The organism is Rhizobium sp. PK7-22 (assembly GCF_056530405.1).
This window is the reverse complement of sequence record NZ_CP096514.1, coordinates 3,652,279-3,677,431: the sequence shown is the minus strand read 5'-3', so window position 1 is coordinate 3,677,431 and position 25,153 is coordinate 3,652,279. Positions and strand designations below refer to the sequence as shown.

At 62.8% G+C, this 25,153-nt stretch carries 27 protein-coding genes; 9 read left to right on the top strand and 18 right to left on the bottom strand.

What is annotated here, in order from left to right:
• The first annotated feature begins 35 nt into the window (after positions 1-35).
• The 4 genes from M1E10_RS22830 to M1E10_RS22815 are packed head-to-tail and all read left to right on the top strand — an operon-like array spanning position 36 to position 4,328.
• Positions 36-1,499 (top strand): sugar ABC transporter ATP-binding protein, encoded by a 1,464-nt coding sequence (locus M1E10_RS22830; protein WP_499175076.1) that lies wholly within the window; start codon positions 36-38, stop codon positions 1,497-1,499.
• Positions 1,496-2,437 carry an ABC transporter permease gene (locus M1E10_RS22825; RefSeq protein WP_499175075.1) on the top strand — a complete coding sequence of 314 codons (942 nt, stop codon included), beginning with the start codon at positions 1,496-1,498 and terminating at the stop codon, positions 2,435-2,437. Before M1E10_RS22830 ends, M1E10_RS22825 begins: the two co-directional genes overlap by 4 nt.
• A complete protein-coding gene (locus M1E10_RS22820) occupies positions 2,434-3,372 on the top strand; it encodes an ABC transporter permease (protein ID WP_499175074.1) in 939 nt (312 codons plus the stop codon). Before M1E10_RS22825 ends, M1E10_RS22820 begins: the two co-directional genes overlap by 4 nt.
• Positions 3,373-3,419: 47 nt before the next feature.
• Complete coding sequence (locus tag M1E10_RS22815; RefSeq protein WP_499177277.1) at positions 3,420-4,328, top strand: SMP-30/gluconolactonase/LRE family protein; 909 nt, start codon at positions 3,420-3,422, stop codon at positions 4,326-4,328.
• Here M1E10_RS22815 and M1E10_RS22810 read toward each other — a convergent pair.
• Both M1E10_RS22810 and M1E10_RS22805 read right to left on the bottom strand, forming a co-directional pair.
• The gene (locus tag M1E10_RS22810; RefSeq protein WP_499175073.1) at positions 4,325-4,582 is read right to left on the bottom strand and encodes a DUF982 domain-containing protein; all 258 of its coding nucleotides are present in this window, start codon (positions 4,580-4,582) and stop codon (positions 4,325-4,327) included. The two genes, M1E10_RS22815 and M1E10_RS22810, sit on opposite strands and share 4 nt — an antisense overlap.
• Before the next feature lie 138 nt (positions 4,583-4,720).
• Positions 4,721-5,200: a pyridoxamine 5'-phosphate oxidase family protein gene (locus M1E10_RS22805; protein ID WP_499175072.1), complete on the bottom strand. Its 480-nt coding sequence runs from the start codon at positions 5,198-5,200 to the stop codon at positions 4,721-4,723.
• Positions 5,201-5,379: 179 nt separating this feature from the next.
• Here M1E10_RS22805 and M1E10_RS22800 point away from each other — a divergent pair, with 179 nt between their 5' ends.
• Positions 5,380-6,207: a bifunctional allantoicase/(S)-ureidoglycine aminohydrolase gene (locus tag M1E10_RS22800; RefSeq protein ID WP_499175071.1), complete on the top strand. Its 828-nt coding sequence runs from the start codon at positions 5,380-5,382 to the stop codon at positions 6,205-6,207.
• Positions 6,208-6,230: 23 nt separating this feature from the next.
• Here M1E10_RS22800 and M1E10_RS22795 read toward each other — a convergent pair whose 3' ends face one another.
• From M1E10_RS22795 to M1E10_RS22780, 4 genes are all read right to left on the bottom strand, one after another.
• Positions 6,231-6,851 carry a nucleoside triphosphate hydrolase gene (locus tag M1E10_RS22795; RefSeq protein ID WP_499175070.1) on the bottom strand — a complete coding sequence of 207 codons (621 nt, stop codon included), beginning with the start codon at positions 6,849-6,851 and terminating at the stop codon, positions 6,231-6,233.
• A complete protein-coding gene (locus tag M1E10_RS22790) occupies positions 6,848-7,627 on the bottom strand; it encodes a sugar ABC transporter ATP-binding protein (RefSeq protein WP_499175069.1) in 780 nt (259 codons plus the stop codon). The genes M1E10_RS22795 and M1E10_RS22790 overlap by 4 nt, the downstream gene beginning before the upstream one ends.
• Positions 7,627-8,709 carry an ABC transporter permease gene (locus tag M1E10_RS22785; RefSeq protein ID WP_499175068.1) on the bottom strand — a complete coding sequence of 361 codons (1,083 nt, stop codon included), beginning with the start codon at positions 8,707-8,709 and terminating at the stop codon, positions 7,627-7,629. Before M1E10_RS22785 ends, M1E10_RS22790 begins: the two co-directional genes overlap by 1 nt.
• Before the next feature lie 146 nt (positions 8,710-8,855).
• Positions 8,856-9,881 (bottom strand): sugar ABC transporter substrate-binding protein, encoded by a 1,026-nt coding sequence (locus M1E10_RS22780; protein ID WP_499175067.1) that lies wholly within the window; start codon positions 9,879-9,881, stop codon positions 8,856-8,858.
• Between the two features lie 193 nt (positions 9,882-10,074).
• On the opposite strand from M1E10_RS22780, the gene M1E10_RS22775 reads away from it, so the two are divergent.
• Positions 10,075-11,313 carry an ROK family transcriptional regulator gene (locus M1E10_RS22775; protein WP_499175066.1) on the top strand — a complete coding sequence of 413 codons (1,239 nt, stop codon included), beginning with the start codon at positions 10,075-10,077 and terminating at the stop codon, positions 11,311-11,313.
• Between the two features lie 71 nt (positions 11,314-11,384).
• Here the strand turns inward: M1E10_RS22775 and M1E10_RS22770 are convergent, their stop codons facing one another.
• On the bottom strand, positions 11,385-11,573 hold the full coding sequence (locus M1E10_RS22770) for a hypothetical protein (RefSeq protein ID WP_499175065.1): 189 nt from the start codon (positions 11,571-11,573) through the stop codon (positions 11,385-11,387).
• Between the two features lie 128 nt (positions 11,574-11,701).
• On the opposite strand from M1E10_RS22770, the gene M1E10_RS22765 reads away from it, so the two are divergent.
• On the top strand, positions 11,702-12,106 hold the full coding sequence (locus M1E10_RS22765) for a DUF4112 domain-containing protein (RefSeq protein ID WP_499175064.1): 405 nt from the start codon (positions 11,702-11,704) through the stop codon (positions 12,104-12,106).
• Positions 12,107-12,137: 31 nt separating this feature from the next.
• Here the strand turns inward: M1E10_RS22765 and M1E10_RS22760 are convergent, their stop codons facing one another.
• The 7 genes from M1E10_RS22760 to uxaC form a co-directional block, all read right to left on the bottom strand.
• Positions 12,138-12,476, bottom strand: a complete 339-nt coding sequence (locus tag M1E10_RS22760; protein ID WP_499175063.1) for a cupin domain-containing protein — start codon at positions 12,474-12,476, stop codon at positions 12,138-12,140.
• Positions 12,477-12,500: 24 nt separating this feature from the next.
• Positions 12,501-13,349: a 5-dehydro-4-deoxy-D-glucuronate isomerase gene (gene kduI / locus M1E10_RS22755; protein ID WP_499175062.1), complete on the bottom strand. Its 849-nt coding sequence runs from the start codon at positions 13,347-13,349 to the stop codon at positions 12,501-12,503.
• A 31-nt stretch (positions 13,350-13,380) separates the two neighbouring features.
• Positions 13,381-14,151 (bottom strand): FadR/GntR family transcriptional regulator, encoded by a 771-nt coding sequence (locus M1E10_RS22750; RefSeq protein ID WP_499175061.1) that lies wholly within the window; start codon positions 14,149-14,151, stop codon positions 13,381-13,383.
• An 8-nt stretch (positions 14,152-14,159) separates the two neighbouring features.
• Positions 14,160-15,440, bottom strand: coding sequence for a TRAP transporter large permease (locus M1E10_RS22745; protein ID WP_499175060.1), 1,281 nt, complete (start codon positions 15,438-15,440; stop codon positions 14,160-14,162).
• 5 nt (positions 15,441-15,445) lie between these two features.
• Positions 15,446-16,006 (bottom strand): TRAP transporter small permease, encoded by a 561-nt coding sequence (locus M1E10_RS22740; protein WP_499175059.1) that lies wholly within the window; start codon positions 16,004-16,006, stop codon positions 15,446-15,448.
• A gap of 101 nt (positions 16,007-16,107) precedes the next feature.
• The gene (locus tag M1E10_RS22735; RefSeq protein ID WP_499175058.1) at positions 16,108-17,085 is read right to left on the bottom strand and encodes a TRAP transporter substrate-binding protein; all 978 of its coding nucleotides are present in this window, start codon (positions 17,083-17,085) and stop codon (positions 16,108-16,110) included.
• 39 nt (positions 17,086-17,124) lie between these two features.
• Positions 17,125-18,534 carry a glucuronate isomerase gene (uxaC, locus tag M1E10_RS22730; protein WP_499175057.1) on the bottom strand — a complete coding sequence of 470 codons (1,410 nt, stop codon included), beginning with the start codon at positions 18,532-18,534 and terminating at the stop codon, positions 17,125-17,127.
• A gap of 140 nt (positions 18,535-18,674) precedes the next feature.
• Between uxaC and M1E10_RS22725 the strand changes: the two genes are divergently transcribed.
• Positions 18,675-19,688, top strand: coding sequence for a Gfo/Idh/MocA family protein (locus M1E10_RS22725; protein WP_499175056.1), 1,014 nt, complete (start codon positions 18,675-18,677; stop codon positions 19,686-19,688).
• 8 nt (positions 19,689-19,696) lie between these two features.
• Here M1E10_RS22725 and M1E10_RS22720 read toward each other — a convergent pair whose 3' ends face one another.
• Positions 19,697-21,262: an alkaline phosphatase family protein gene (locus tag M1E10_RS22720; protein WP_499175055.1), complete on the bottom strand. Its 1,566-nt coding sequence runs from the start codon at positions 21,260-21,262 to the stop codon at positions 19,697-19,699.
• 128 nt (positions 21,263-21,390) lie between these two features.
• On the opposite strand from M1E10_RS22720, the gene M1E10_RS22715 reads away from it, so the two are divergent.
• Complete coding sequence (locus M1E10_RS22715; protein WP_499175054.1) at positions 21,391-22,332, top strand: lysylphosphatidylglycerol synthase transmembrane domain-containing protein; 942 nt, start codon at positions 21,391-21,393, stop codon at positions 22,330-22,332.
• Here M1E10_RS22715 and M1E10_RS22710 read toward each other — a convergent pair.
• The 3 genes from M1E10_RS22710 to ribA form a co-directional block, all read right to left on the bottom strand.
• Entirely contained in the window at positions 22,326-23,075 is a 750-nt protein-coding gene (locus M1E10_RS22710; RefSeq protein ID WP_499175053.1) for a class I SAM-dependent methyltransferase, read from the bottom strand. The two genes, M1E10_RS22715 and M1E10_RS22710, sit on opposite strands and share 7 nt — an antisense overlap.
• A complete protein-coding gene (locus M1E10_RS22705; protein ID WP_499175052.1) occupies positions 23,065-23,790 on the bottom strand; it encodes a CDP-alcohol phosphatidyltransferase family protein in 726 nt (241 codons plus the stop codon). Before M1E10_RS22705 ends, M1E10_RS22710 begins: the two co-directional genes overlap by 11 nt.
• A gap of 64 nt (positions 23,791-23,854) precedes the next feature.
• Complete coding sequence (ribA, locus tag M1E10_RS22700; RefSeq protein ID WP_499175051.1) at positions 23,855-25,000, bottom strand: GTP cyclohydrolase II RibA; 1,146 nt, start codon at positions 24,998-25,000, stop codon at positions 23,855-23,857.
• Between the last annotated feature and the right edge of the window lie 153 nt (positions 25,001-25,153).

The window sequence follows — 25,153 nt, the reverse complement described above, 5'->3', positions numbered from 1 at the left end:
CGGTGGAACCCCTCTTGTCCAGTTGATCCTTCCCCATGAATGACAGAGTGCCGAAACAGGAAGTGGTGGCCGCGCGCGAGGTCAAGGTTGCCTTCGGTGCCGTCAAGGCACTGGACGGTGCCAATCTCGTGATCCATTCCGGCGAATGCGTCGGTCTCGTCGGCCACAATGGCGCCGGCAAGTCGACGATCGTCAACGTCATCAATGGTGGCCTGACCCCACAAGAAGGCGCGATCAGCTATGGCGGCGCTTCCGTCGATCACGGTATCACGGCGGCGCGCGCCAGCGGCGTACGCTGCGTCTTCCAGGAGCTGTCGCTCTGCCCGAACCTGACGATTGCCGAGAACGCCCGCGTCATGCTGAGCGACCTGAAGGGCGCAGGCTGGCGCAGGCGCGGCCTGGCGCTCGTGGCGCAGCAACTGGCGGACATCTTTCCCGGCCACGGCATCGATTGCGAAAGTGTCGTCGAGGACCTCACCATTGCCGAGCGCCAGATGGTCGAGATCGCGATCAGCTTTGCAGCTGTTGACGAACGTCCGAAGCTCGTCATCCTCGACGAACCGACATCGTCGCTCGACGCAGGGCTGGCAGCGCAGCTGATGGCCTATGTTCGCCGCTTCGTGGAGAGGGGCGGCTCGGTGCTCTTGATCTCTCACATTCTCGGCGAAATTCTCTCCACCTCCGACCGCATCGTCGTGATGAAGGACGGCAAGGTGGTGGCCGACCGGCCGGCATCTGAATTCGGCACCCGCCGGCTGGTGGAAACCATGGGCAGCGTGGTGCGCGAACAGGGCTGGCAGCGCTCGGCAAGAACGAAGACAGGTGCGCCAGTGCTTTCGGTGCCGCCGCTGAAGGACGCAACGATCCAGCTGGAAGCCTTTGCCGGTGAGATCGTCGGTCTCGCGGGGCTCGGCGGTCACGGCCAGACCGAGGCGCTTCTCGATCTCTATCTTGCCGCCAACAGCAACTGGTGGCCGGCCGGCGAGCCCAAGATGGCCTTCGTGGCCGGCGACCGCGGCTTGAACGGCACATTCTCGCTCTGGAGCATCCTCAAGAACCTCAGCATCTCCTCGCTCAAGGGGCTTTCTTCCCGCAGCGTCATCGACACCGACCGGGAAAAGCAGGTGAGCGAGAGCTGGAAGAAACGCATCGAAATTCGCACGCCGGACATGCACAACCCGATCCTTTCCCTCTCCGGCGGCAACCAGCAGAAGGTACTGTTTGCACGGGCGCTCGCGACCACCGCAAAGATCGTCCTGATGGACGACCCGATGCGCGGCGTGGACGTCGGGACAAAGCAGGAGGTCTACGAGATCCTTCGTGCCGAGGCAGCTTCGGGGAGAACATTCATCTGGTACTCGACAGAGATGGACGAGATCCGGCTTTGCGACCGCGTCTATGTCTTCCGCGACGGAGCCATAGCGGCCGAACTGGTAGGAGATGACATCACGGAGGCCGGCGTGCTCTCCGCGTCCTTTGCCGGAGGAGAAGCAGCATGAGACTGTCCTCCAGCGCCGTCCGCCTGATCATCCCCGCCGCATCGCTGGCCGTGCTTCTGGCCGCCGTCTTCTACATGCAGCCGCGGGCGATGAGCTACACCGGCCTCAACCTCCTCTTCAATCTCGCCGTCCCCATCGCGCTCGCCACGATCGCGCAGATGCTGATCATGTCGGTCAACGATCTCGACCTGTCGATGGGCGCCTTCGTCAGCTTCTGCGCCTGCGTCACGGCAACCTTCCTTCAAACCTCGCCGGTGATCGGCGTCCTGATCTTCCTCGGTGCCATAGCCGTCTATGCGGGCATCGGCGTCGTCATCCACCTGCGCCAGCTGCCGTCGATCGTCGTGACGCTGGGGATGAGTTTCGTCTGGGGTGGGCTCGCCGTCCTGCTGCTGCCCTCGCCGGGCGGCGCCGCGCCGGGATGGGTCCGGTGGCTGATGACCGTCAAGCCGCCGCTCGTGCCGATGGCGATCGTCGCCAGCGTCATCATCGCCGCCGTCACGCATTACGTGGTGATGCGGTCCTCCTTCGGCGTGCTGGTCCGGGGCGTCGGCGGCAACACCCGCTCGGTGGAGCGGGCCGGCTGGTCGGTGGTCGGCATCCGGGCGGCCGCCTATGCGCTGGCGGGGCTCTTCGCGGTGCTGGCCGGGATCGCCCTCGTCGGCCTGACGACGGCGGCGGACGCCAATATCGCTCTGCGTTACACCCTGCTCTCGATTGCCGGCGTGATCCTCGGCGGCGGCGAGTTCGTTGGCGGCCGTGTCTCGCCCATCGGAGCCGTGATCGGAGCACTTACGCTGACGCTCGCGGGCTCGTTCCTGTCCTTCATGCGGATCTCGCCGGACTGGCAGATCGGTGCGCAGGGCGCCATCCTGATCGTGGTCCTGGCGCTGCGCCTTTTCCTGAACCGCCTGGAAAAGCGGGAGAAGAACCGATGACTGCTCTCACCGCCAAGCCCTGGATCTGGTCCTTTGCCGCGGCGATCCTCGTGTGGATCGTCACGGTGCTGTTCACCGGCGGATCGAGTTCCGTCGGCCTGTCTCAGGCAACACTCACCTTCGCGGCCTTCTCCGTGATCGTCGGCATCGGCCAGATGTTCGTGATCACGCTGGGGCCCGGCAACATCGATCTTTCCGTCCCCGCCACCATGACGCTGTCTGGAACGCTGGCGCTGAAGGTGATGGATGTCCAGGACAGCATGATCGCGCTGGGCCTTCTGATCGCCATCCTGGTCGGCGTTGCGATCGGCATCGGCAACTATGCGCTGATCAAGCTTCTGCGCATTCCGCCGATCATCGCGACCCTGTCGATGAGCTTCATCGTGCAGTCCTGCGCCATCTGGACGAACCGCGGATTGCGCATCAAGCCGCCGGAGATGCTGTCAGATTTCACGACCTCCTACAGCTTCGGCATTCCGAACGTCGCGCTGGTGGCGCTAGCTCTCTCCCTGGCGGCCTGGTTCCTGCTGGAAAAGACGACCTACGGCCGGTGGATCTCGGCGATCGGCCAGAGCAGCTTTGCGGCGCGCATGGCCGGCATACCGGTCGACGGCACACGTTTCATCACCTATGTCCTCTGCGCCGTTCTGGCCGCTGTCGCCGGCTATATGCTCGCCAGCTTCTCCGGAGGTGCGGCGCTCAACATGGGGGCCGAGTACCTGCTGATGTCGATCGCGGTGGTGGTCATCGGCGGTACGGCCGTTGCCGGCGGGAACTCCAACGTTCCCGGGATCTGGGGGGCCTCGCTCTTCATGTTCCTCGTCGTCTCCATGCTCAACACCTATGGCTTCGGCGCCGGTGTCCGCCTCATCCTCACCGGCGTCATCATCATCGCCGTCATTCTCGCCGCCGGCGGCAGGAGGGTTTTGCGATGACCGCACCAAACGTCTTCTCCCGCCACAACAGTTCCCGGATGCCAGACATGCCGCAGTCACCTTCGATCTACGAAATCCACGACGAGCGTTTCCGCCAGCTGACGGTGGCCAGTTCGGGCCTCGACGAGCTATACGCGGGATGCCGATGGGCGGAAGGGCCGGTGTGGATTGCCGACATGCAGTGCCTCCTCTTCAGCGACATCCCCAACCAGCGGATGTTGCGGTGGGTCGACGGCGGCGGCGTCTCCGTCTTCCGGTCGGCCTCAAACTTTGCCAACGGCAACACCCGCGACCGCCAGGGGCGGCTGATCTCCTGCGAGCATGGCGGGCGCCGGGTGGTGCGCACCGAGCTTGACGGGTCGCTGACGGTGCTCGCCGACCGGTACCAGGGCAAGCGGCTCAACTCGCCGAACGACGTGGTGGTGCGGTCGGACGACAGCGTCTGGTTCACCGACCCCACTTACGGCATTCTCTCCGACTACGAGGGTTACAAGGCCGAGCCGGAGCAGGCGACGCGCAATGTCTATCGTCTTGATCCCCGCACAGGAGAGCTGGAACCTGTCGCGACGGATTTTGGCCAGCCCAACGGCCTGGCCTTCTCGCCCGACGAGAGCAGGCTCTACGTGGCCGACTCCGCCGCAAGCCACGACATCGACGCGCCGCGGCATATCCGGGTCTTTGACGTTGCAGACGACCGCCGGCTCGTCAACGGCCGGGTGTTCTGCACGATCGACAACGGCGTGCCCGACGGCTTCCGGGTCGATGCGGACGGCAATGTGTGGACGAGCGCGGGAGACGGGGTCCACTGCTTTTCCGCCGAGGGAACGCTGCTCGGCAAAATCAAGGTGCCGCAGGTGGTGGCCAATGTTGCCTTTGGGGGACCTCGCCGCAACTGCCTCTTCATCACCGCGACCAGGAGCCTCTATGCCGTCTACCTGGCGGTCAACGGCATCTAGTCCAGCATCTCGGCTTCTATACAGGCATTGAGGAACGCGTCTCGCGCGACATCGGGAGAGACGCGGAATTCCAGCGCCTCGGCACAAATTGCCTTCGCGCTGCGGCAGTAGTCGCCATCGACGGCGGGCCAGCGGAAGTTCAGGTAGCTCAATGCCTCCCGCGGCCCACGAATGGTTTCGGGAAACCCGTAGCCGATCCTGACGCGGATGGGAGAAGACCAGCGCACGTCGCCGGTTCTGATCATCATGTTCATTGCGATACCCTATGCTTTCGGGCACCTCAACGAATGCTCAGGGCGAAAGTTGCATCTCGCCTGACGATAAAAATCTGCGGGTGTCGACGCCGATATTTCGTTGGGATCTACCGGCGTCGGCTAGGCTTCTGTGACAGCTCAGAGGCTGACTTTTTCGTTGTCGCCCATGTCGGGCTTCAAGCTGGACACGGCGGCTGCAGCCATCTTGATATAGCTGACGATGGTGCCGGGGCTGTCCCAGTATTCAGCAGAGGCGGGCTTGACCTTCAGGAGGCGGATCGACGGATCGTCGGGGCTATCCCACCAGGCTTTGGCCGGAACAGAGAAGATCTCGCGGATCAACTCACGGTCGTTGAGGACCTCTGCGGTGCCGGATACCGAGACGTATTTCTGACCCTTGGTGTCTGCGAAGGCGAGGCAGACGTTCGGGAAGCGTGCGACCTCCTCGTCCTTATGGCTGGCGACGTCGGTCAGGAAGTACACAGCGCCGTCGTGTCTCTTCGTGTAGGCAGACATGGGGCGCGACCGGATCTCGCTGCCGTCGTGGGTGGCCAGCATGCAAAAGCCAATCTTGTCGATGAGTTCCCATACCTTGGCTGTGTCATCGTGGTCAGACATTCCTGATCTCCTTTGTTCAGACCAGAAAAACCCGGTGGACCGCCGTCGGTTCCGTTTCCGGTGATCGCGAAATTATTTGCGTGCAGAATGCCCCGCGCCTAAACCGAATGGACAGGCTGCAGCAGAGCCGATGTCGATGCTGCGGCCTTCCCTTCCGCCTGCGCAAATGGATGCCGTAGATGACGACGAAAGACACCACCTACTTCTCCCGCCTGGGCGGTCTGCCCGGGCAAACCGAGCTGCTTTCCAGCAAGGCGGTGTTCACGACATCCTACGCGGTCATCCCGCGCACGGTGATGACGGACATCGTCACCAGCGTCCTGCCGCACTGGGAGAAGACGCGGGCCTGGATCATCGCCCGGCCGCTGACCGGATTCTCCGAAACCTTCGCTCAATATGTGATGGAAGTTGCGCCCGGTGGCGGCAGCCGTCGGCCGGAGCCGGATGCGCGGGCGCAGGCGGGCCTCTTCGTCACCGAGGGCGAGATGACGGTCGAACTCGATGGCGCCGCGCATGTCCTGCGAACCGGATCATTCGCATATCTTCCAGCCGGTGCCGGCTGGACACTCCACAATCATTCGTCCGAGCCGGTCCGTTTCCACTGGATCCGCAAGGCCTTCCAGGCGGTGGACGGGCTGGAAGCGCCGCCGGCCATCTTCACGAGCGAGAGCGAGCAGGAGATGTTCGCCATGCCGGACACGGACGGCAGATGGGCGACGACGCGCTTCATCGACCCCTCGGACGTGCGCTACGACATGCACATCAACATCGTCACCTTCGAGCCCGGCGGCACGATCCCGTTCATGGAAACGCATGTCATGGAGCACGGGCTCTACGTGCTGGAGGGCAAGGCGGTGTACCGGCTCAATCAGGACTGGGTCGAGGTGGAGGCGGGTGACTTCATGTGGCTGCGCGCCTTCTGCCCGCAAGCCTGCTATGCCGGCGGGCCGGGGCGTTTCCGCTATCTGCTCTACAAGGACGTCAACCGGCATGTGGCGCTCTGGTAGGTCTAGGAAGGGGCGTCGCGACGTCAGGGTAGCGTCACATCCGCCTGTCGGCTGCGCATCCTGACCAGCCTGCCGTTCGGCAGATCATTGTCGGCGACCTTGGCGCGTGCTGCGTCGGCGCCGAGACCGAGGTCAAGCCAGCGGCGCATCAGCCGCTCCTCCAGGACATCTTCCGGCGGCAGCAGCATGATCGTCCAGTCGAAGAGCCGCGCCAGCCTGTCCCAGCCGGGCTCGTCGAGAAGAAGGTAATTGCCCTCGATCAGCACGAAGCGCTCCTGTCGATCGACAACGCGTGCGCCGGCGATTGCCAGCTCGCGGCTGCGGTCGAAGAGCGGAACGAGCACCTCATCATCCGCTTGCCGCAGGGCGCGTGCGATGTCTACCAGTCCCCGGATATCGAAGGTCTGCGGCGCTCCCTTGCGGGTGAGAACGCCTTTCTCCCGCAGCACGGCGTCATCCATGTGAAAGCCGTCCATGGGAACAACCGCGGTCTGTTCGCCGCGGTTGCGAAGCTCGGCGGCAAGCTCTTCCGCCAAGGTGGATTTTCCCGAGCCCGGTGGGCCGGCGATGGCGACAAGGAACCGCGAACGGCCTTCCGCGTGAAGCAGGATGGCGTCGGCAAACGGCCTCATGGATGAACTCATGCGGCGACCGGCTCCTCCGGTGCCTTCGCGCCTGTCATCAGCGCGACCGCATCCGACATGCTGTAGTCCTTCGGGTTGATCACCGTCAGACGCTTGCCGAGGCGATGAATGTGTATGCGGTCGGCGACCTCGAAGACATGCGGCATGTTGTGCGAAATGAGCACGATCGGGATGCCCCTGCCACGGACATCGAGGATCAGTTCCAGCACGCGGCGGCTTTCCTTGACGCCGAGTGCGGCGGTCGGCTCGTCAAGGATGATCACCTTGGAACCGAAGGCTGCGGCACGGGCCACAGCGACGCCCTGCCGCTGGCCGCCGGACAGCGTCTCCACCGCCTGGTTGATGTTCTGAATGGTCATCAGGCCGAGTTCCGAGAGCTTGTCGCGCGCAAAGCTCTCCATGGCGGAGCGGTCGAGCTTGCGCAGCCACTTGCCCATGAAGCCGGGTTTGCGGATTTCCCGGCCGAGAAACATGTTGTCGGCAATCGAGAGGGCCGGCGACAGGGCAAGATTCTGGTAGACCGTCTCGATCCCCACCTTGCGGGCCTCGATTGGGGAGCGAAACTGAACCTGCTTGCCTTCCAGCCGGATCTCCCCTTCGTCGGGAGTGATCGCGCCGGAAATCGCCTTGATCATCGAAGACTTGCCGGCGCCATTGTCACCGATCACGGCGAGAATCTCGCCGGGATAGAGGTCGAAGTCCGCATGATCGAGGGCGGTGACGCGGCCGTAGCGCTTGACGAGGCCGCGGGCGCTGAGAATGGGTTCCTGGGTCATCAGCCTGCTACCCTCCTGATCCATTGGTCAATGGCCACGGCGGCTATGATGAGGACGCCGATCAGCAGATATGTCCATTGCGGGTCGGTGCCGATCAGCCGCAGTCCGAGCGAGAAGACGCCGACTATCAGCGCCCCGAACAGCATGCCGAGGATCGAGCCGCGACCGCCGAACAGCGACAGGCCACCGATCACCACTGCGGTGATGGACTCGATGTTGGTGAACTGGCCGGCCGTGGGCGAAACGGAACCGATGCGGCCGATCAGGACCCAGCCGGCGAAGGCGCAGATCAGGCCGGACAGGGTGTAGACGGAGATGAGCATGCGCCTGACGTTGACGCCGGCAAGTTCGGCCGCATCCGGATCATCTCCGACGGCGTAGACGTGGCGGCCCCAGGCGGTGTTGTTGAGCACATACCAGAGGAAGGCGACGAGCAGCACCATGCCAATCACCCCATAGGTGAGGACAGCGCCGCCAAGGCGCAGGTTTTCGCCGAAGAACTGCAGGATGGGTGCGTTCTGGGCGATGTCCTGGGATCGGATGGTCTCGTTGGCCGAGTACAGGAAGTTCGAGGCCAGCACGATCTGCCACATGCCCAGCGTGACGATGAAGGGCGGCAGCTTCATGCGCGCGACCAGCACGCCGTTGATCCAGCCGCAGAAGGCGCCGACCATGAAGCCGCACAGGATGGCGATGGTCGGGGGCAGACCGTAGCGGAAGGTGAACTGGCCCATGATGACGGACGACAGAACCATGATGGCGCCGACAGAGAGGTCAATGCCGGCCGTCAGGATAACCAGCGTCTGTGCCGCACCGACAATGCCGACTATGGCGACCTGCTGCAGGATCAGCGTCAGCGTGAAGGCGGAAAAGAACTTGCCGCCCAAGAGCAGGCCGAAGACCACGAGCGACATGATCAACACGATCAGTGGCACCGCGGCAGGGCTGGAGTGCAGGAAATGCTGCAGCTTCTGAAGGAAATTCCGGTCGTGTGTGTCGAAGGCGGCTACCGACGACGGTCCTCCGGACACTGCACTCTCGTAGTCGGTCGTCGATTTCGACGCGGCGTGCGGTTCACTCATTGGGGCTCTCCCGAGTAGGTCCCTCATGCTGAATTGGGATCGCGCTAGTCCACCGGGCTATGCTCGCCGAGCGGTGATCTACCCGATGGCGCCAGGGCTCCGAGGGGCGCTGGCGCGCCCCTCGTCGATGGTGGCTTGTGGCATGCTCAGCCCCAGCACTTCTCCATGCCTTCCTTGGTGTCGATCGACTCGACTCCTTCGGCAGGCTTGTCGGTTACCAGCGCGACGCCCGTGTCGAAGAAATTCTTGCCTTCGGTCGCCTTCGGCTTTTCGCCGCTGTCGGCATAGGCCTTGATGGCCTCGATCCCCTTGGATGCCATCAGCAGCGGATACTGTTGCGAGGTGGCGCCAATGATGCCTTCCGAGACGTTCTTGACGCCCGGGCAACCGCCATCGACCGAAACGATCAACACGTCGCTTTCGCGTCCGACGGATTTCAGAGCTTCATAGGCGCCGGCTGCGGCAGGCTCGTTGATGGTGTGAACGACGTTAATGGTCGGGTCCTGCTGAAGGAGGTTCTCCATGGCCGTGCGGCCGCCTTCTTCATTGCCGTTGGTCACGTCGTGTCCGACGATCCGCGAGTCGCTCTCGTCACCGATGCGGTTGATGTCGGCGACATCGATGCCGAAGCCCTTCATGAAGCCCTGGTTGCGCAGGACATCGACCGACGGCTGGGACGGCGTCAGGTTAAGGAAGCCGATCTTGGCGTCCTTTGCGGCGTCGCCAAGGGTTGCTGCGGCCCATTTGCCGATCAGTTCGCCGGCCAGAAGGTTGTCGGTCGCAAACGTCATGTCGGCCGCGTCCACCGGCTCAAGCGGGGTATCGAGAGCGATGACGAGAATGCCGGCGTCACGGGCCTTCTGCACGGCCGGAACAATGCCCTTGGTGTCGGAGGCGGTGATCAGGATGCCCTTGGCGCCATCGGCGATGCAGGTCTCGATCGCGGCCACCTGGCTTTCGCTGTCGCCGTCTATCCGGCCGGCATAGGACTTGAGGTTGACGCCGATTTCCTGGGCCTTGGCCGTCGCGCCTTCCTTCATCTTGACGAAGAAGGGATTGGTGTCGGTCTTGGTGATCAGGCAGGCGGATACTTCCTGTGCCTGTGCGGGCAGCGACAGTGCAGTGCCCAGAACAAGCGCGCCAAACGCGGTGGCGCAAATTGATGTCTTCATGGTCTCCTCCCAGAGCCTTTGATTTTCGATCAGGGACTATCGTCGTGCGGCGTCAGAAACCTCCTCCAAGGCCGTCCTCGATCCCTGTCTTCATTAAGAGGAAAGAGGTTTGGCTTGTCAATAAATAATTCCGATTGATTTATTTATCCGAGGTGCCATTGTCTGCCGGTGCCATAGCGGCGAGGAGCACGCCATGTCCGCAGCAGACATTGGGTTCAGGAGCAGTTCACTTGGTCAACACTCCGGCTTTTCCGGCGGTGCGAACCAGGTGCGTGTTCGCGCGTATAACGAGCGGCTCGTGCTTTCGCTCGTCCGCCTGCACGGCTCTCTGTCAAAGGCGGACATCACCCGGCGTAGCGGGCTATCGGCTCAGACGGTCTCAGTGATCATGCGTTCGCTGGAAAGCGAAGGTTTGTTGCTGCGCGGAGAGCCTGTGCGCGGAAAGGTCGGTCAACCTTCGGTGCCGATGCGGCTCAATCCGGACGCCGTCTATTCCTTCGGCGTCAAGATCGGCCGACGCAGCGCGGATGTGGTGCTGATGGATTTCGTCGGCGAGATCCGTCTGCAGTATCACCAGACCTATGCCTACCCGCAACCGGACCAGATCATGGAGATCATCACCTCCGGGATCGCACGCCTGGAGACGCAGCTGGATGCCCGCCAGAAGGACAGGATCGCCGGCGTCGGAATCGCCGCACCGTTCGAGTTGTGGAACTGGGCCGACGAGGTGGGTGCGCCTCCCGAAGCGATGAACCTCTGGAGAGGGTTCGATCTGCAGGCCGAGGTGACGGCGCGCGTCCGCCATCCCGTCTTCCTTCAGAACGACGCGACGAGTGCCTGCGGTGCGGAACTGGTGTTCGGCGTCGGTCCGTCCTATCCCGATTTCATCTATTTCTTCGTCGGGTCCTTCATCGGCGGCGGCATCGTCCTCAATTCGGCGGTCTTTTCAGGCCGAACCGGAACGGCTGGAGCCGTGGGGCCCTTGCCGGTGCGGGGCAGCGCCGGAGAAACCCGGCAGTTGCTCGACATCGCCTCCATCTTCGTGCTCGAAAATCTTTTGCGCGAGCGGGGCATCGACCCGCAGCCGCTCTGGTATTCGGCGGACGACTGGATCGATTTCGGGGCACCGATGGAGCTGTGGATCCGCAACAGTGCAGCGGCGCTGGCTCAGGCCATCGTGGCTGCAGCCTCCGTCATCGACTTCGGGGCAGCCGTGATCGATGGCGGCTTTCCGCCCTGGGTGCGGCAGCGGCTCGTCGCCGCGACGATCGATGCCGTGGGCGATCTCGACCTGCAGGGCGTCATCATGCCCGATATCATAGAAGGGCAGGTGGGTTCACAGGCGCGAGCCATCGGCGGGGCCAGCCTGCCGATCTTTGCGCGCTATCTGATCGACCAGAACGTGCTGTTCAAGGACCTGAGCGAGATCTGACCCGGAAAGCAACGGATGGGTAGAGCGGCCGAGGCGGACGCCGATGCCGCTTCACATCGATTTTCCCGCCGTCAGCCGATCTGCTTTTCGCCCGGACCGCGCCCATCGGAACTACGGGAGCGTTCGTCCACACGATCGGCGCCCTTGGCCAGATCCGACCCCTTGCTGTCCTCAACGCGCTCCTCTTCGGACCTGCTGCTGTCCTTCAACCCTCGGGCAGAATCCTTGCCCTTTTCCGTCGGTGCCTGTTCGATACCCATGTCTTCCTCCCAGCATGTGAGGAAGTTCAACTCGATTACCTGATGCTTGTTCCGCGGTTGCGTGGAACTCCACGCCTCGAGTTCCATTATTACGGGTTGGGCTGAAGGCCCAAGAGCAGGAGACGGGCATGGCAGGACGGATGGACGACCCAGATTTCGAGCAGACCGAGCGACTGCGGCGGCTGCGCCGTCTGAGCAGTGCGGCACGGCTCATGGACACTGCGCTGCGGATCCCCGGTACCAATATCCGCTTCGGAGCCGACTCGCTGATGGGGCTGGTTCCCGGTATCGGGGATGCGAGCGGCGCAATCGTCGGCCTTGCCATCATCTACGAAGCCCGGCGGCTTGGCGTGCCCACGCACAAGCTCGGGCGCATGGTCGGCAATGTCGCATTGGATGCTGTGGTGGGCAGTGTGCCCCTGCTTGGCGACCTCTTCGATGTCTACTTCAAGGCCCATAAGCGCAACATCGAGATGATCCTCGACCATTTCGAGGTGGATCGGGTCGATCTCGACAGGTCGCAGGCGCGTTAACGCTGCGACCTGTCGATTTTCACTTTGCTTCTCAGACCAGGAAGTCTGCCCGGTGCGGCGTGAAGCTGTCGACGAGCCGGCCGGCCTCCAGTGCCTTCACCCCATGGACGACGTTAGACGGCACGATGAAGGATTCGCCGGCGTCAAGCGTGTCGGTATGCTCCCCGACGGTCACCTCGAAGCGGCCTTCCGCAACATAGCTCGCCTGGACATGCGGATGGTTGTGAAGGGCGCCGATGCCGCCCTTCTCGAATGAAAATTCCACCATCATCAGTTCGTCGGTATGCAACAGCACCCGTCGCCGGTTGCCACCGCCAAGGTCGGTCCATTCGCCGTCTCCGGCATGGAAGAAGATCTTCAGGTCAGTCATGATGCACTCTCATCGATTGGCGGATCAGCGAAGCATATCCATGGGAACGGCGTCGACATCGGTATAATCCACGTTATCGCCGGCCATGGCCCAGATGAAGGCATAGTTGGACGTGCCGCAGCCGGAATGGATCGACCAGGGAGGCGAGATGACGGCCTCTTCGTTCGCCATGACCATGTGGCGGGTCTCGTCCGGCTCGCCCATGAAATGGAAGACCCGGGCCGTCTCCGGCAGGTCGAAGTAGAGATAGGCCTCCATGCGACGGTCGTGCACGTGGCACGGCATGGTGTTCCAGACCGAGCCTGGAGCGAGCTGCGTCATGCCGACCACCAGCTGGCAGGTCTTGGCGCCCTCGGCGTGGATGAACTGGAAGATCGATCGCTCGTTGGAGGTTGCCTGGCTGCCGAGGTCGACGCGCTTGGCGTCGCCGATGCGGATGAGCTTGGTCGGGTACTTCTGATGCGCCGGCGCGCTGAGGAGGTAGAATTTCGCGGGCGTGCCCGCTTCGTCAGAGGCGAAGGTGACCTTGCTGCCCATGCCGATGTAGAGCATGTCGCGGGTGTCGAGCGCGTGGCTCTCGCCGTCCACGGTGATCGAGCCTTTTGCGCCGACGTTGACCGCGATCATCTCGCGACGGTCGAGAAAGCCCGGCGTGCCCGTCGGCCTGATCGTTTCCAGTTCCAAGGTGGCGGTGGTGGGCACCGCAGCCCCAACGATCATTCGGTCGTAGTGGGTGTAGACCAGATTGATGCGGTCGGGATTGAACAGATCGCCGATATGGAAATTCTCGCGGAGCTCGCCGCTGCCCATCTGCGATCCGGTCGCCGGATCAAACGCCTGGCGGATTGAATAGTCCATATGGTTTGCAGTCATGGCATCCTCATTTTTACTTCTGGAATTAGGGTCAGGGCACAGCATTGGAGCCGAACTGGTAGTCTGCCTGCTGGCCCGTCAAACGATCGTGGTAGCGTTGTTGGCTCTCGGTCAGATGCGCGCGCATGGCGGTCCGCGCTGCATCCGCGTCACCGGCGGAAATGGCTCGTAGTATGGCAAGATGCTCGCGCTGAAGCGTGGCTTGGTACTCTCGCGTCAAGACGCTGTCTGTCCCCCAGGGGGAGGTGATGTCGCAGGGGATGGCCCGCAGTCCCAAGGCATCCAGAACTTCGACGTAGAACGGATTGTTGGTGGCCACCGCAATCGAGCGGTGGAACATGAAGTCGCTGCGCCCGGTGGCTTGACCGTTGGAGAGAAGCCGGTCGAATTCAAAGAAGGCCTCCTGGATCAAGGCTTCCTGGGATGCATTGCGGCGAACGGCAGCAAGCCCGGCGCTTTCGATCTCCAGTCCCATGCGCACTTCGATGACGTTGAGGGCATGCGATATCTTCACTCCTACATCCTGCGTGATGGAGGCGAATGCCATTGCCGGCCGCTGGCATACGAAGATGCCGGCGCCCTGGCGGGGTTCCACCAGCCCGTCCGCCGCCAGGCTGGCCACGGCCTCGCGCACCACCGTGCGGCTGACGCCGAAGGTCTCCGTAAGCTGGCTCTCGGTCGGCAGCTTGTCCCCGGACAGGATCTCGCCGGAGACAATCTGTGACCGCAGGGACGCGGCCACGTGCTCGGAGAGCTTCGGCTTGCGTTCAATCCTGGTGGTGACGGTAAGATCAGCGGGCATGTCTCGTCCTACTTGAAGACGCCGGGCAACCACAGGGAGATCGCCGGCACATAGGTGACGAGGCCCAGGACTGCAATTCCAGCGAAGTAGAAGGGCCAGATGGAGCGCATTGCCTCCCACACGGTGATCTTCCCGACAGCGCACGCCACGAACTGAACGGCTCCCACCGGCGGTGTGTTGAGACCGAGGCCGAAGTTGAGGATCATGATGACGCCGAAATGCACCGGATCGACCCCATAGGCCTGCGCGACCGGCAGGAAGATCGGGGTGCATATGATGATTGTCGGTCCCATGTCCATGAATGTGCCGAGGAACAGCATCATCACGTTGAGGAGCAGCAGGATGATCAGCGGGTTATCGGAGATAGTGTTCATCCAGGCGATCAATGTCGCCGGCACCCGGAGGAAGGCCATCAGCCAGGAGAAGGCGGCGGCCATGCCGATGATGAGCAAGACCATGGCCGTGGTCCGCACGGCCCCCTTCGTGGCGTGGACGAACCCTTCCCAGGTCATCTGCCGATAGACAAAGACCGTGATCAGCAGGGCATAGATGACGGCGATGCAGGAGCTCTCCGTGGCCGTGAAGATGCCCGAGCGAACGCCGCCGAAGATGATCGCAATCAGCAGCAGCCCCGGAATGGCGACGACCGCCAGGTGCAGCACCATCTGGAAACCGGGGAAGGTTTCGACGGGGTAGCCGCGGCTGCGGGCGACGAAATATGCGGTGATCATCAAGGCCAGTGCGAGAAGCATGCCCGGAATGACACCGGCGGTGAAGAGGTCCGCGATGGAGATCTGGCCACCGGCGGAGATGGAATAGATGATCATGTTGTGCGACGGCGGCAGAAGCAGCGCGATCAGCGCGGCCATCGAGGTGACATTGACCGCGTAGTCCGTGCCGTAACCCCTCTGCTTCATCTGCGGGATCATCAGGCCGCCAACGGCTGCTGCCTCGGCGACGGCCGAGCCGGAAATACCGCCGAAAAGCGTTGCCGTCACGATGTTGACCTGGCCCAGGCCGCCGCGGACGTGGCCGACAAGGGAGGCAGCGAAGGCAACGATCCTCTGGGCAATCCCGCCGCGTACCATCAGGTCGCCGGCATAGATGAAGAACGGAATGGCGAGCATCGAGAAGACGCTCATGCCGGAATTCAGTCGCTGGAAAACGATTAGGGGCGGCAGGCCGATGTAAGCGGCTGTGGCAAAGCTGGCGATGCCCAGGCAGAAGGCGATCGGCGTGCCGATCAGCATCAGAAGCGTGAAGACGCCAAACAGTATCCAGTATTCCATCAGCTTCAGGCCTTCCCGCTCGCAATGTCGAGTTCCGCCGCGACTTCCGCAGGCGGCATCTCATCCAGGATTTCGTCGATGGGAGCGCCCGCCGCCCGAAGGACGATGCGCTCGAGGGTGAACAGAACGATCAGTATGCCGCCGCCGACGAGCGGCACGTAATCCCACGCGCCGGAGATGCCGAGCGATGGCAGGATGGTATCCCAGGTCAGCACAACCAGTTGCCAGCCGTACCAGATCATCCCCACGCCGAAGGCGCAGACGACGAAGTCGGTGATCATCCGTAGCCACTTCTTGCCGCTGTCCGGCAGGACGTAGAGCAGCACGTCGAAACCGAGATGGTAATTCTCGCGAACGCCGACTGCCGATCCGAGGAAGATGAACCAGCTCATCAGCATGACGGCGCCAGGCTCGGTCCAGCTGGGTGAATCGTTGAGAATGTAGCGGCAAAAGACCTGCCAGGCCACGAACCCCGTCATCAGCACGAGGCCGATGCCGGCGCTCCAGAGCGCAAGCGTATTGATGCGGCCAAGAAAGCTGGCGGCAGCCTTGAGAGGTTCGGACATGGTGCACACTTGTTTGCGGGTTCACCGAAGAACGGCTGGTTCGCAGGTTGATCCTGTCGAGAAGAAAAGGGGCGGCCGAAGATCGCCGCCCCTAACTGAAGCTACTGAACGGCCTTCACGTCTTCGACCATCTTGATCAGGACGGGGTCGGTCACATGCTTTGCGTAGACCGGCGCCATGGCATCGATGAAGCCCTGCTTGTCCGGATTGGTGATCTCCACGCCGGCAGCTTCCACTGTTTTGCGGGACTCGCTCACCTTCGCAGCCCACAGCTCGCGCTGCTTGGCGACGCTCTCGGTGGCCGCTTCCTTGAAGATGGCCTGATCCTCTGGGGTCAGCTTGTCGAAGGCCGCCTTGTTCATCACGAACACCTCCGGAAGGATGGTGTGCTCGTCGAGCGACAGGTATTTGGCCACCTCGTAGTGCTTGGCAGTGTCGTAGCTGGGAAAGTTGTTCTCGGCACCGTCGATGACGCCGGTTTCGATAGAGGAGTAAACTTCGCCGTAAGGCATCGGCGTTGCGTTGGCACCGAGAGCGGCCACCATGTCGACGAAAATGTCCGACTGGATGACGCGGAACTTCATGCCCTTCATGTCTTCGACGGAATTGATCGGCTTCTGCCTGTTGTAGAAGGAGCGCGAACCGGCATCGTAGAAGGCCAGGACGACGAGCCCGGCGCCCTCGAATGCTTTCTTGATCTGGTCACCGACGGCGCCGTCCATGACCTTGTGCATGTGCTCTTCGGACCGGAAGATATAGGGGAGCGCCGGGACGATGGATTCCTTCACGGTGCCGTTGAACGGCGCCATCGAAATCCGGTTCAGTTCCAGAACGCCTGAGCGGACCTGCTCGATGGTGTCCTTTTCCTCGCCCAGCTGCGCCGAGTGATAGACCTCGACGTCATACCGGCCGTCTGTGCGCTCCTTTAGGAGCTCGCCGAAGTATTTGACACCTTCCACGGTCGGATAACCGTCCGGGTGGGTGTCGGACGACCGCAGCACCGTCTGTGCCATGGCTGTCCCTGCCATCAATGATGCTGCGACCGTAAAGGCGGCAGCGAGTTTTCCATAATGCAACATGATTTCTCCTCCCATTTGCACCGGCGCACTACGCGCCACTCAAAGCCGATACGCCTCCTTAGCCAACGTATAGGCAAGCTCCCTTGCCAGGCTGAAGGCTTCCTCCTCCTGCAACCTGTGTTCGGCAACCAGACGCGCCAGGAAGGCGCAGTCCACTCGCCGGGATATGTCATGGCGCGCCGGGATCGAAGGGAAGGCGCGCGTATCGTCGTTGAAGCCGACGGTGTTGTAGAAGCCGGCGGTCTCCGTCGTCATTTCCCGGAAGCGCCGCATGCCCTCGGGGCTGTCATGGAACCACCAGGCGGGCCCGAGACGCAGCGCGGGGTAGACACCGGCCAGCGGTGCGAGCTCGCGGGCGTAGGACGTCTCGTCCAGCGTGAAGAGCACGACCGTGAGGTTCGGCTCCAGCCCGACGGCATCGAGCAGTGGCTTCAGCGCCTTGACGTAGTCGGTGCGGGTCGGGATATCGAAGCCCATGTCGCGGCCATGGCGCGACATGATGGAAGGGGAGTGGCTGCGCCAGGAGCCGGGGTGAATCTGCAGGACCAATCCGTCGTCAAGGCTCATCTTGGCCATCTCGGTCAGCATCTGGCCTCGGAAAAGGCGGCTGTCGTCAGCGTCCGCCTTACCGCTTCTGACCTTGTCGAACAGCGCGGCAGCTTCCGAAGACGACAAGTTGGCCGTGTCCGCCGTGGCATGGCCATGGTCGGAGGAGGTGGCGCCGAAGGTCTTGAAATAGGCGCGGCGGTTTCGATGGGCCGCGAGATAGCCGGACCATGATCCCGTGTCTTCGCCGGAGATATCGCCCAGTTTGTCCAGATTGGCGGAAAACCCTTCGAAATCCGGATCGACGACGGCATCCGGCCGATAGGCGGTCACGACACGCCCGTCCCAATCGCTGTCGCGGATCATCTTGTGCCAGCGCAGATCGTCCAGCGCGCCTTCCGTCGTCGCAATGACTTCGATGTTGAAGCGCTTGAAGAGGGTGCGCGGACGGTATTCCGGCTGGCGCAGCTTTTCGGCAATCTGGTCGTAGCTGCTGTCGGCGGTCTTGGCGTCCAGCGGCTCGTCGATATCGAACAGGTTGGACAGGACGTAGTCCATCCAAAGCCTCGTCGGGGTGCCGCGGAAGAGGTGGTAGTTCTCGGAAAACCGTTTCCAGATGCGACGGCCATCCATCTCCACTGCAGAACCATCAAGCCGGCGCACACCCAGATCCTCGAGCGCAACGCCCTGGCTGAACAGCATGCGGAAGATGTAGTGGTCGGGGACGATCAGCAACTGGGCGGGATCGGGAAAGGGCTCATCCAGAGCATACCAGCGGGGATCCGTGTGACCATGCGGACTGACGATCGGAAGGTCGGCGACCGACTTGTAGAGGGCACGGGCGATCGAGCGCACGCCGGGCTCGGGCGGAAACAGGACGTCTGGATGTACAAGTGATTTCATGCTGGTCGCCGCTCCTCCTTCGGCCCACAATCGCTAACACGTGGCGAAGGTAAGTCAACATACAAAAATCAAATGTTGTATGACAAATGTTGTGGGGCGGGCTTCTCTGCGCTATCACGGGGCGGAGTGAGGAGAAGTGAATGCGTATTGCCATCATTGGCCTTGGCATGGCATCGGCGCCGCATGCGCAGAGCCTGATCGACCTGCAGGAACGCCTTGAGGTTGCCTGCGCCTACAGTCCGACAGCATCAAGACGCGCCGCGTTTGTGGAGACATGGAAACTTCCGGTGACGGACGATCTTGACGGTCTTTTCGAAGACCCGGCGATCGATGCGGTTCTGATCCTCACCCCGCCCAACAGCCACCTCGAACTCGTCCAGCGTGCGGCCGAGGCAGGTAAACATATCCTTCTCGAGAAGCCACTCGACATTTCCATGGAGCGTGCGACAGCTCTGGTCGAGATTGCCGAGGCCAAGGGCGTCAAACTTGGCACCGTGCTGCAACACCGGTTCCGGCCCATCAGTCTCGCGCTGCTGCAGCTTGTTGCAGATGGACGGCTTGGAGAACTCGTCGGTGCCTCCGCCAAGCTCTCCAACTGGCGGCCGCAGAGCTATTATGACCAGCCGGGACGGGGAACCAGGGCGCGCGACGGCGGCGGCGTGCTACTGACGCAAGGCATCCATACCCTCGATCTGCTGATCTCAGTCGCCGGGCTGCCTGTGGAAGCGATGGCTTACGCAACGACGACCCCGGTTCACCGAATGGAAACCGAGGATCTGGTTGCCGGCGCGGTTCGATTCGCCAACGGGGCACTCGGCACGGTCAGTGCGACAACCTGCGCCTATCCGGGCATTCCCGATACAATCGAAATCATCGGCACCAAAGGTACCGCGAGGATCGAGGGCGCCCGATTGTTCGCAAACCTTCACGACAGCACCACGATCGAACTGGACGACGGGCAGCTGGGCGGCGGCGCCGGTGCGGACCCGATGGCCTTCTCGCATGCGCACCATCGCGCGGTCATCGAGGATTTTGTCGATGCGGTGGAGCAGGACCGGGAGCCCAGGGTCAGCGGACGCGAGGCTCTCAAGGTTCACCGGCTGATCGAGGCCCTGCTGCGCTCCGCGGAAACAGGGCACCGGGTAACCGTCTGAGGAGAACCTCAGGCCGGGCCACTGAACGTTTGCAGGAACTGCTCCCGGAACAGGTCCATCCGCATCGGCGGCAAGGACGATGCGGGCACCAGCCCTTCGCTCCATTCCCAGGACGAGAGCTGCTCGATCATCTCTGGGCTGCCGACGATGTGAACGGGAACGTCCCGCGAGGCTTCCTCGCCGGTGATGACGGAGGCCGGCTGGTGGTCGCCCAGGATCACGAAGAGCGTGTTGTCACCATAGCGCGAAACGTAGGAGCCGAGCGTCTCCAGTGCGTAGTCGATCGAGGCCAGATATTGCTCTCGGATCCGCGCCGGATCCGACCAGACCACCGACGGCGGATCGCCCGAGACGGCCTGTTCATCAAAGATCCGGCCATCGCCAATCTTGTCCCAGTCCACCAGCGTGGGGATCGGCGTCCAGGGCGCATGACTCGAAATCAGGGCGACCTCCGCCATGACCGGTTTGTCGGCGTTCTCACGATCCATCTTCTGGAAGGCGGAGAGGGTGTACTGGTCGGGCATCGTGACCCAGTTGAACGGTTTGCCGCGGTAGCCGAGCCCGCTTGCGTCCCTCACCCTGTCGTAGCCGAAGTAGCCGCTTTCGGGCCAGTCCATGGTAATGGCCGGCATGATGGCGGTCGTATGCCATCCGGCTTGCCGGAACAGCGCATTGAGCGTCGGACGCTCGCTGGCGATCATGCGGTCGTAGCGCGCCTGGCTATCGGTCCAGAGGCCGGAGAGCAGCGCCCCATGCGCCAACCAACTGAGGCCGCCGACTGTTGGCGCCGTCAGCCAGCCGCTGCGGGCCTCCAATCCGGCCTCGGCGATCGCCTGCGCGACGCCGCTCAGTCTTGTCGTGATGCGGGGTGCATACTGCGCATCCTCGATCGCGCTTCGTCCATAGGACTCCACGAAGATGAAGACCACATCCGTGCCTGTCAGGCGAGAGAGCCGTTGGTCTGGCGGAATGGACGCGGCGGGATCGGATTTGAGCTCCGTCTCGAAGGCCGCGAGGTCCGCGACCGACTGCCGGATCATGGCGATGCGGTTCGTCAGATAGGAAGCTGTATCGGCCGAGACCGGGACAGGCCGCATATCCATCGACAATGTCGCGGTACCCGCCAGGAGCAGCAGTGCAGCGGCAGCGGCAAGGCTGCGCGCAGCCCGCCTGTGCAAGGATCTGAAGCCGCCCAGGGACCAGAAGAAGAGGGCGGAGAGGGCGAGCAACAGAATGATTGCGCCGCTAACAAAGGCCGCCGCTTCGGCGCGACCGATGGACCCGCTCAGCAGGTTCCAGCCGTCGGTCATGATCTTCAGATCGAGATAGGGATTGAACGGACGCTGGAAGGCACTGCCGGTTCCAAGATCCGCCAGCTTCAGGAACAGGATGGCGGCAAACAGCGCCGTCGCGAATGCGCGCAGCACCAGAAAACCGCGCCTTGGGAGCAGTAAGGCGGCCACCGCAAGGCCGAGGATCTCCAACGGCAGGTTCGGCGGGAAGGCATGGGTCAGAGCGGCCGGATTGGAGGGAAGTGCAAGTACGGCAAATGCCAGGACAAGCGCCGTCGCCATGCGCAGCCAGCCGATTGCATTTGCCCGCGGTGCGGAGCTGTGGCTTAAGCTTTCTCCATGAGTCCTCGCAAGCCGCCCCTTCATCCTGTCTCCCTTCACTGTCAATGCCGCGCCCAGGGATGGGCCGCATGAGAGGCATAGGATATCTCGGGCCGATCGTCGGTTTTGCAATCCTGGCAGGCGTTCTCTATGCGCTCGATACGGGGCAGATCGGGAGAAGTCTCACCTCCATACCGCCTGCGTATGCAATCGCAGGACTTGTTCTGGTGCAGCTGCAGATCGTGCTGTCGGCATGTCGATGGCAGTTTACCGCAGGACGGCTGGGAATGGTCCTGCCTGTCGGCCATGCGATCCGCGACTATTATCTCAGCACTTTCCTCAATCAGGTCCTTCCCGGCGGTGTCGCAGGCGATGCGGTGCGCGCCGTGCGCCATCGTACCGAAGAGACGGGAGGATGGAAGGCACCAGCGCTCGGAGTGTTTCTGGAACGGGTTGCGGGGCAGGGCGTGTTCTTTGTTCTTGCCGGACTGGGGCTTGTGATCTGGCCCTTCGCCGACGCCGGCGAACTTCCTCCCACCCTGTCGCGGATCCTTCTGATCCTCGCCATCGTGGTGGTCTGCGCGCTTGTTGTCGGCTTCGTGATCCTGCGCCTTCCCCCTGCGTTTCTTGCCGAGCGGCTGAAGGCCGGCAAAGCCGCACTCGGCCAGGTTTTCATCGCGGGCGGCGCCTGGAAAATCCAGTCCCTGCTGAGCCTGCTGATCGTCGCGAGCTATGCCGGTATGTTCATGCTCGCCTCGGCGGCCGTCGGGGCGCCTTTGCCCTTCTTGGCTGCGGTGACGGCTGTGCCGATCTGTCTGCTGATGATGCTCATTCCGCTCACGGTCGCCGGCTGGGGTGCGCGAGAGGCGGCGGCGGCGTTGCTGTGGCCGCTGTTCGGCTACGCCGCATCGGACGGCGTGGCGGCGAGCATCTTCTACGGCGTCCTTTCCCTGGTCGGAGCCGCGCCCGGGCTTGTCGTGGCCGTCCTGGCGCTGGTTCGAAGGAAGAAGGCTGGCCGAGCCGATCACTGATCGTACAGCCGGGCGTAGATATCCCCGGAGGGCGACGCGACATCGAGGCTCGAAAGTTCCGCGAGCAACGCGTCGTGCGAAATCCAGTCTTCATGCAGAAAACGGTGCCGTTCACCGCTGACGCGGTTGAAGCGATAGTGGCCGAGACGCTTGAGCTCCATCATCGCTTCTCGGGCGACACCCATGGCTGCGGGGATGTACTCGAAAATGATCAGGGGAAGCGGTGCGTTCAGCCCGCGCAGAATATCGGCTTCCGCCCCTTCGACATCGATCTTGCACAGAGATGGGCGCCCATAGGCCGCCACCATCTGGTCGAGGGTCGTCATCTCGACCCGTTCGACGCGGTCCCAGGCGACGTTCTGGAAGCCGGAGCTTTCCTTGACGGTCGACATCCAGGACTGCGAGGTGCTGGTGACGGTGGGGTGCCTGCTGGAAATGTGCAGGTCGATGGCTCCTTCCTCGCGGCCGATGGCCTTGCGCAGAAGCGTCAGCTTCGGGTGCCGCAGGGTCCGGGTGATGAAATCGGCGAAATCAGGTTGCGGCTCGACGGCCACCACCGTTGCGCCGAGGCCAAGCAGGGTTCTCGACCGGCTCCCGACATGAGCCCCGATGTCGAACACCAGATCGCCCGGCTGCACGAGTTTCCCGTAAAACTGCCGCAGTGCCCGCCGCCGCCATGGCTGGCCATAGTAGATGAGCAGCGACCGGCCGAAACCCAGCGCGCGTGACAGGTCAAGCGACACGTCTGTCTCCATTCGCCTTCATCAAAAGATAGGCGACATCGACGGCAAAGGAGTACACCAGCGACAACAGGGCCATCGCCAGAACCACTTGCGCTACCAGCGGATCGACGATCGGAGCCATTGCGATGCAAAGCGCCACACCCTGCACGACGCAGACGACCTTGCGCCGCATGGATTCAGGGAGCTCGCCGGCGAGCCGTGAATACGCCATTCTGGCCGCCAGGAAGCCGTAGCGCATCAGCCCGATCAACAGGACCCAGATCCCCGCTTTTCCGAGGAGAAGAGCGGCCGTTGCCAGCAGCAGGATCAGCAGCGCGTCGACCTCCATGTCGAAGCGGGCACCAAACCGTGATGATGTGCCGCTTCGGCGCGCCAGGTATCCATCCAAACCGTCGAGAGCCAGGGCAGCCGCTGCACTGCAGGTGACGAACCAGAGCATGGGTGCGCCGGTGACTTGCTCAGCCGCCAGGATAATGCCGCCGATCATTGCTGTCGCTGCTGCACGCAACGTGGTGACGATATTGGCGGGGCCAAAGCGGCTGTGGGGGTAGGTCGGCAGCTTGATGAGAGCCAGGAACGAGATGACGATATAAATGACCAGGCTTACCGACAGCGCTTTACTCCCGACATCGAGGTCGGTGCCCAAGGTGCGAAGGACCAGCACGATCGCGGCCGCCCCTACCAGCATGGAGCTCAAAGCCTGCGCGTAGACCAAAGGCGGCGTCCTGGGGTGGGGGGGTGCCCGCTCCGAAAGCGTCAGACCCGCCCATCCGGCATGATCAGCCATCGGAGAGCTCCGCGGCGGCCCGGGTGAGCAGGTCGATGTCGAGAGCATGGCCGGCCCGCAATGTCTTCGTGCGAAGATACTCCAGATTGTCCGGCGTGATCCGGCCGGTCACAGCGGTACGCCCGTTCACCGCGATGCCGCCAGCCAGCAGGGCTGAAACCTTCGTAGGGTTGTTGGTGAGCAGGTTGACCGCGCTGATGCCAAGGCCGCCGAGCATGGCGACAGCTGCGTCGTATCGACGTTCGTCAGGCCCGAAGCCCAGCTCGGCGTCGGCATCGATCGTGTCGAGTCCTTCGTGCTGGTAGCCATAGGCGCGCATCTTGGCGCCGATGCCGGTGCCGCGGCCTTCTTGGTCGAGGTACAGGAGAACGCCGCCTCCCTGTTCTTTCAGGCTCGACAGGCCATTGCGCAGCTGGTCGCCGCAGTCGCATTTCAGCGAGCCGCAGAGGTCACCGGTAAGGCATGAAGAGTGGATCCGCACCGGCACAGGCCCAGAGGTGTCCGGCTGACCAACAACAATCGCCACCTGATCCTTCTGCGCGACACCGCCACGAAACACGACAAATTCGCAATCGCCGAGGCCGCGAAGAGGCACGGGCGTGCGGACGACCACCTCGAAGCTCCTCGCCATACGGCGGCTCTTGGGCAGATCCAGATGATCGACCTCGGCGCAGGCCGCGAACGTGCGGGCGCGCCTTGGAACCTCCACGCACATCATCGCCGGCAGCAAAAGCGCAAGTCCCGCAACCTCTCCGGCCGTCTGCATCAGCGCAGTCGCGGGTTTCCAATCGGTCGGGGCACCTGCATGGCGAGCGTAGGCCAGCGCTGACGCTGATGCGAAGTCCATGTCTCTTGCGGCAATTGCTACGCCGCTTACTGCATCCAGACCCAGTCGTGACGCTCTATGGCGGGACAGGTAAAGGGTGTGTTGGCCGTCGGCTGCGCGCGCAAACCTGGCGAAATCAGCCGGGGATGCAGCGTCAAGCGCAAGGGCCGCGATCGAGCCATCCGGGCCATTCAAAATGATCGGACGACCGTAACGGAATTCCGAGACTGCCCGCTCCAGGCGCATCGCCGAATCGTCAATCTGATAGTCGGCACTTTTGTTCGGCGCCCAAAGGTTCGGTGATACATTCATGACAGTCTCCTCGACAGCTGTACATGGGGCACATAACGGGTCTGGGCAGGCGACGGATCTGTAAGGATCGTCAAATAAACGTGATATTCCCGTAGCAGGCTAAGGAAAGTCCATTCCCTTGCCGCAACCGTAGATGCCTCTAAGTTAGCGATA